A 6,203-nucleotide genomic window follows, 5' to 3' on the forward strand; every position below is an offset into this window, starting at 1 on the left:
AACCGCCCCGGGCCCCGGCCCGCAACCACCGACACGCCCGCTCCGGCGGCGCCCTTCTCACTTGCGGCGAGGAACGGCGTGGGGTCAGATGGCTTCGTCCATCTGATCGATCTTGCCGAGCAGGGCGCGCAGACGCTCTTGCCAGGCTTGATGCTCGTTGCGCAGCTGATGGTTCTCATCTTGCAGCTGGTTGTTCTGCTGCTTCAGTTCGTCCAGCTCCATCTTCAGCAGGGAGATGTTGTCGACGGCGGATTGGACTTTGGATTCGAGTTGTTCAAGGACTTCTAGTGACATGATGCGTACCTGTTTGTTCAATTGCGATGCCCCACAGAGGGCAATGCCAGCGCGTGGAGTCAGCATACCCTGAGCCGCTTCGCACAAACAAGCCGGCACGAGGGAAAATGCGGTCTCGCCGCCATCCCAGCTCAAATCTGCGTCGATTTTCTTCACATGGGCCGGGATTCATCCCTGCCAGGCGATATATCCCCCCAGCAGCAGACAGGCCATCAGATACATGAAGGCGCCATAGGTCAGGTTCCAGCGCAGCAGCAGGGAGGCACTCAGGTTGTAGCGGGCGGCCAATGCCAGGTTGGAGCCGGAGAGCGGGCTGGTACCGGTCGCCAGTCCCCAGCCCAGCAGGAAGCACATGCCGAGCAGGCTGGGATCCGGATGCAGGGGCCAGAGCAGCGGCGCCAGCCCCGAGATGCTGATCAGGGGATGCACCCCGAAGATGGCCACCACCAGGATCAGCAGCAGGGTCAGCGACGCCTCGAACCAGCCGAAGTGCTGGAACAGCGGCAAGCCGTGATCGCCGACGGCCAGGGTGGACAGGGCGCTATTGATCCCTGCCGCCAGCAGACCGGCACCGAGAAACAGTACCAGCTGGCCGCCGATGGCGGGGAAGCGCTCCACCACCTGACGCTTGAGCGCCAGGGTGCGCCCCTGGCGTGGCATGAAGATCAGCGCCAGCAAGGGGGCCACCAGAGCGATCACCGCCAGAATGCTGAGGGCGGGCCACCACTGCTTCACCAGCAGCACGGCCGCCGCCAGGGCCAGCGGCAGTCCCAGGGTCTGCAAGCGCAGCGGATAGCCCTGAAAATCGGCGATCGCCCCCAGCCGCTCGACCTGCCAGGCGGTGACCCCCATGGCGATGAGGGCACCGAGCATGCCGAACGGCAAGATGGGAGCCAGTCGCATGCCGGGGGCATAGGTGAGCGCCACCGCCATGGCCACGAAGAAGGGGGACCAGAATGCGGCGGCACAGAAAATGCGGCTCAGCACCATGACCTGGCGTCGCTCCAGGCGGTTGTTGCGCTCCAGTCGATCGCCAATGATGAAGAGCACCGACAGATTGATCACGGCCCCCAGCAGATTGAGGCTCGCCATGGTGCTCCACAGCCCCTTGCGGCCTGACCAGGCAGGGGTGCCGGTCAGCAGCCCCGAGGTCGCGAGATTGAGGGTGCTCACGGCGGCGAACATGGTCAGCATGTTGATGTTGGGCAACAGCCACTCCCCCAGGGTGAGGTCGGCGCCACGCACGAAGGAGAACAGCAGCAGTATCAGGGCGGCGCCGTATAGCGCCAAGGCTTGGCGCCTGGCGGCTCCCGCCATCCTGGGCCAGGTCAGCAGGGACGCCATCCAGGCCGCCAGGGCGGCGGGCCAGGGCGAGATGCCCCCGTAAAGGTGCAGCAGATTGAGCAGCCACATTGCCAGGATGAGCCATCCCGACCACCACTTGGCCATGGTCCAGCCTTACATCAGGAGAGTCAGAGGCACTGGTCCATGTCCAGCGAGGGTTTGTCGCACTCGGGATGACCGACGATCTTGGCAGGCACGCCGGCGACCGTGGTATGGGGCGGCACCGGGTTGATCACCACGCTCCCCGCCCCTATCTTGGCCCCCATGCCGACCTCTATGTTGCCGAGCACCTTGGCACCGGCGCCGATCATCACCCCTTCACGGATCTTGGGATGGCGATCGCCCCCCTCCTTGCCGGTTCCCCCCAGGGTGACGCTCTGCAAGATGGAGACATCGTCCTCGATCACCGCCGTCTCACCGACCACTATGCCGGTAGCATGGTCAAACATGATGCCTTTGCCGATGCGGGCGGCGGGATGCACATCCACCCCGAACACCACCGAGATCTGGTTTTGCAGATAGAGCGCCAGCGGGCGGCGCCCCTGCTGCCACAACCAGTGGGCCACCCGATAGCCTTGCAGGGCGTGGAACCCCTTGAGATAGAGCAGGGGGGTCGAGAAGAACTCGACCGCGGGATCCCGCTCCTGTACGGCACAGATGTCGGCTGCCACCACGGCCAGCAGGTCGGGATCGCTGCGCAGGGCCTGCTCTATCACCTCGCGCAGGGCGATGGCGGGCATGGTGGCGCTGTCGAGCTTGTTGGCAAGCTGGAAGCTCAGGGCCGAGCGCAGCGTCTCATGATTGAGAATGGTGGAGTGGAAGAAGCTGGCCAACATGGGCTCCTGGGTCGCCATCATGCCCGCTTCCTGCTGAATTTTTTGCCACGTACGGGCAACCAGATCATCCATGTTACTGCCTACTGTTGTTCGATGGGGGAGCCTTGCCGTTCCTTGTGCACCACAGAGATGGGGTCCATGTGAATGATGACGTCCGTCCGCTCAAAGGCCTGGCGCACCGCCAGTTCCGCCTCGTCGGCGATCTGGTGGGCCTTGACCAGGGGGAGCTGATCATCCAGCTCCAGATGTAATTGCACAAAACGGGTCGGCCCGGATTGGCGGGTACGCAGGTCATGCACACCGTGCACACCGGCGACCTCACAGCAAAGGGCCATTATTCTCGCTTGTTCCTCCTCTGGCAACTGGCGATCCAGCAGGGCCTGCACCGACTCGTACCCTATGGTCAACGCCCCCCACAGCAGGAAGAGGCCGATCAGGATGGCAAACAAGCCATCGGCCCAGAGCCAGCCCTGTCCCGCCAGCACCAGGGCGAGCAAGACGCCGCCGTTGAGCAGCAGATCGGAACGGTAGTGCAGCATGTCCGCCTTGATGGCCACACTGCCGGTGCGCCGCACCACGAATTGCTGGAAGCCCACCAGCAGCAGGGTCAGCACCATGGAGCCCAGGCTCACCCAGATGCCCGCCTCCAGCCGCAAGATGGGATCCTCCTTGAGCAGGGAGGAGATGCCGTGCATCACCAGCAGCAGGGCCGACCCCGCGATGAAGGCGGACTGGATCAGGCCGGCCAGGGATTCCGCCTTGCCATGGCCGAATCTGTGCTCCTCGTCGGCGGGGGTCATGGCATAGCGGATGGCGAGCAGGTTGATGATGGAGGCACTCACGTCCATGAAGGAGTCGGTCAGGGAGGCCAGCAGGCTGGAAGAACCCGTCATCAGCCAGGCGATCAGCTTGCCGGTGATGAGCAGGGTGGCCGTGCCGACGGCGGCCATGCTGGCCAGGGTCACCCAGCGGGAATATTGTTGATGGCTCACAACCGGCTTTCCTCTTGCGGTTAAAAATCTATTATACCCTGACCCTGCGCCCCCCTTGGCGCGAAAAATGATCGGAACTGGCGACTGATGAACAGAATTTTGCTGGTCGATGACGACCTGGACCTCACCCAGATGCTCCACGAAATCCTGACCCTGGAGGGTTTCCAGGTGACGGTGGCCGACGATGGCGAGCAGGGACTGCACCAGTTGGCGCTGCACGCCTTCGATCTGATCCTGCTGGACGTCATGATGCCCAGGCTCAACGGCTTCGCCATGCTGGCCAGGCTGAGGGAGCGGCTCGATACCCCAGTATTGATGCTGACCGCCCGCGGCGACAGCCAGGACAGGGTCAATGGTCTGGAAGCGGGCGCCGATGACTACCTGGCCAAGCCATTCGACGACAGGGAGCTGCTCGCCAGGATCCGCGCCATACTGCGCCGCACCCAGGGCAGCAACCCAGCGCGAGTGGGCGCCGACGAGGTGCAGTTCATGGATATCCAGCTGCAACCCGGCTTGCAGCAGGCCTGCTGCGACGGCAGGCAGCTGGAGCTGACCGCCACCGAGTTTGGCCTGCTGGAGTGCCTGCTGCGCAGCCCGGGGCAGATCATCAGCAAGAAGCAGCTCTCGGAACAGGTGCTCGGCAAGAAGCTCGAGCCCTTCGATCGCGCCATCGACATGCACCTGAGCAACCTGCGCAAGAAGCTGCCGGAGCGAGCCGATGGTCAGCCCCGTTTCAAGACGGTGCGGGGCCGCGGCTACCTCTGGCTGGACGCGACATGAGACTCCCTCCCCTCCATGGTCTCTCGGGTCAGATCTTTCTCTGGTTCTGGAGCATGTTGCTGCTGATCCTGGCGGTGGTGATCAGCCTCCCCTCCCTGGATCCACGCAACACCATCCCCCTGCCCCCCAAGGAGCGGCTCTCCATGCAGCAGCACGTGCGCACCCTGCTGCAAGGTGCCCGGCCCGACCGGGCATTCGACCTGCAACAGGCGTTGCAGGCCGCCGGTCTGATGCAGGTGGGCAGCATCTATGTGCGGGACCAGGCGGGCCAGGTGCAGGCCTCCACACCGCCGGACAAGTTCGTGATGCGGTTCATGCTGGAGGTGGATCAGCCGGACAACCCCATGATGGGCCGCGACCACAACGATGCGGTCACGGGTCCCTTCCTGCTCGAGCACAATGGTCACAGCTACCAGGTCTACTTTGGCCTCAATGTCGACAACCCCTATCTGTTTCTGGTGATCCAGATCCTGGATCACCCCGTGCTGATCCTGTTGGTCGCCATGCTGATCAGCACGCCACTGTGTCTGTTGCTCGCCATGCGGCTGACCCGCCCCATTCAGCAGTTGCAGCAATCCGTCTCCCAAATCGCCGCCGGTGAGCTGGAAACCCGGATCCCCAACCTGGAGCGGCGCGACGAGATTGGCCAGCTGGCCGACAACGTCAGCCACATGGTGGAAACTCTCAAGCTGATGATACAAAAGCAAAAACAGCTGTTATCTGACATCTCGCACGAATTGCGCAGCCCCTTGACTCGCATTCAGCTGGCCCAGGCGCTGATCCGTCGCAAGCAGGGCGACAGCAACGAGCTGGCCCGCATCGAGTCTGAAATAGGGCGGCTCGACAAGCTGATCGGCGACCTGCTCGATCTCTCCCGCGCCCAGCAGCGGGTGGAAGCCCCCATCCAGCATCCCCTCGCCGAGCTGCTCGAGCCCATACTGGATGACGCCCTGTTTGAGGCCCATCAGAGCGGCAAGCGCCTGATCCTTCCCCCCCTGCCCAGCCTCTCGCTGCGGATGTGGCCCGAACTGCTGGCGCGCGCCCTGGAGAATCCGCTGCGCAACGCCCTCAAATACGCCGAGAGCCTGATCGAGGTGGAGTGGCACAGCACGGCGCAGCATTGGACCATGAGCATCCGCGATGACGGGGCAGGAGTGCCCAGCGACCAGCTGGCGCTGCTGTTCCAGCCCTTCTACCGGGTCGACGATGCCCGCAACAGCCAGACCGGCGGGACCGGCCTCGGACTGGCCATCGCCGCCGAGGCGGTGCACCGCCATGGCGGTCATATCACGGCCGCCCATAACGTGCCCCACGGCCTGCTCATCACCATCACGCTGCCCCTGACATGAGCCTCTTTTCATTGCCGCAGCGGCTGGGTATGCTGACGCCCCTCCCGGCCCCCATCAGGATCTTGTCATGCTCGATATCGTGCTCTATCAACCGGAAATTCCCCCCAACACGGGCAATATCATCCGACTCTGTGCCAACACCGGCTATCGGTTGCACCTGATAGAGCCACTAGGATTCGAGTGGGACGACAAGCGGGTCAAGCGCGCCGGGCTCGACTATCACGAATTCGCCGACGTGAAGCGCTGGCCAAGCTATGAGGCCTTCCTCGCGGCCGTGGCGCCCAGGCGGGTATTCGCCTGCACCACCAAGGGTGCCCGACCCCACTCGGCCGTCGACTTCACCCTGGGGGATGCCTTGCTGTTCGGCCCCGAGAGTCGTGGCCTGCCCATGGAGATCATCGAGAGTCTGCCGGGCGAGCAGCGCCTGCGCATCCCCATGCTGCCCCAGAGCCGCAGCATGAACCTGGCCAACGCCGTCTCGGTGTTCGTCTACGAGAGCTGGCGCCAGCTCGGCTATCGAGGCGCCCAGTAGAACCCCACGACACAGAGGGCCCCCGGGCGGGCCAGCCGGCCCCGGCGGGTTCGGGGGGGGGGGGGGGGGTCAGGGG

The 6,203-nt window shown here is 64.1% G+C and carries 7 protein-coding genes; 3 read left to right on the forward strand and 4 right to left on the reverse strand.

Annotated elements, in window-relative coordinates; translation table 11 throughout:
* Positions 1-84: 84 nt before the first annotated feature.
* The 4 genes from ACW5W4_RS18655 to fieF all read right to left on the reverse strand — a co-directional run bounded on the left by ACW5W4_RS18655 (position 85) and on the right by fieF (position 3,466).
* Positions 85-294 (reverse strand): cell division protein ZapB, encoded by a 210-nt coding sequence (locus tag ACW5W4_RS18655; RefSeq protein ID WP_041997460.1) that lies wholly within the window; start codon positions 292-294, stop codon positions 85-87.
* 168 nt (positions 295-462) lie between these two features.
* A complete protein-coding gene (locus ACW5W4_RS18660; RefSeq protein WP_456690386.1) occupies positions 463-1,743 on the reverse strand; it encodes a hypothetical protein in 1,281 nt (426 codons plus the stop codon).
* A gap of 23 nt (positions 1,744-1,766) precedes the next feature.
* Positions 1,767-2,546, reverse strand: coding sequence for a serine O-acetyltransferase (gene cysE / locus ACW5W4_RS18665; protein ID WP_041997466.1), 780 nt, complete (start codon positions 2,544-2,546; stop codon positions 1,767-1,769).
* Between the two features lie 8 nt (positions 2,547-2,554).
* Complete coding sequence (gene fieF, locus ACW5W4_RS18670) at positions 2,555-3,466, reverse strand: cation efflux pump FieF (RefSeq protein WP_408798076.1); 912 nt, start codon at positions 3,464-3,466, stop codon at positions 2,555-2,557.
* 87 nt (positions 3,467-3,553) lie between these two features.
* On the opposite strand from fieF, the gene ACW5W4_RS18675 reads away from it, so the two are divergent.
* The 3 genes from ACW5W4_RS18675 (at position 3,554) to trmL (ending at position 6,127) form a co-directional block, all read left to right on the forward strand.
* The gene (locus tag ACW5W4_RS18675; RefSeq protein ID WP_408798079.1) at positions 3,554-4,246 is read left to right on the forward strand and encodes a response regulator; all 693 of its coding nucleotides are present in this window, start codon (positions 3,554-3,556) and stop codon (positions 4,244-4,246) included.
* Entirely contained in the window at positions 4,243-5,595 is a 1,353-nt protein-coding gene (locus ACW5W4_RS18680) for an ATP-binding protein (RefSeq protein ID WP_456690387.1), read from the forward strand. The genes ACW5W4_RS18675 and ACW5W4_RS18680 overlap by 4 nt, the downstream gene beginning before the upstream one ends.
* Positions 5,596-5,662: 67 nt before the next feature.
* Positions 5,663-6,127 (forward strand): tRNA (uridine(34)/cytosine(34)/5-carboxymethylaminomethyluridine(34)-2'-O)-methyltransferase TrmL, encoded by a 465-nt coding sequence (gene trmL, locus ACW5W4_RS18685; RefSeq protein WP_041997475.1) that lies wholly within the window; start codon positions 5,663-5,665, stop codon positions 6,125-6,127.
* The last annotated feature ends 76 nt before the right edge of the window (positions 6,128-6,203 follow it).

The organism is Aeromonas crassostreae (assembly GCF_054052445.1).

Coding starts and splice junctions, on each gene's coding strand:
- ACW5W4_RS18660 (WP_456690386.1), bottom strand. CDS start 1,743: ATGGCCAAGTGGTGGTCGGGATGGCTCATCCTGGCAATGTGGCTGCTC.
- ACW5W4_RS18680 (WP_456690387.1), top strand. CDS start 4,243: ATGAGACTCCCTCCCCTCCATGGTCTCTCGGGTCAGATCTTTCTCTGG.
- cysE (WP_041997466.1), bottom strand. CDS start 2,546: ATGGATGATCTGGTTGCCCGTACGTGGCAAAAAATTCAGCAGGAAGCG.
- ACW5W4_RS18655 (WP_041997460.1), bottom strand. CDS start 294: ATGTCACTAGAAGTCCTTGAACAACTCGAATCCAAAGTCCAATCCGCC.
- trmL (WP_041997475.1), top strand. CDS start 5,663: ATGCTCGATATCGTGCTCTATCAACCGGAAATTCCCCCCAACACGGGC.
- ACW5W4_RS18675 (WP_408798079.1), top strand. CDS start 3,554: ATGAACAGAATTTTGCTGGTCGATGACGACCTGGACCTCACCCAGATG.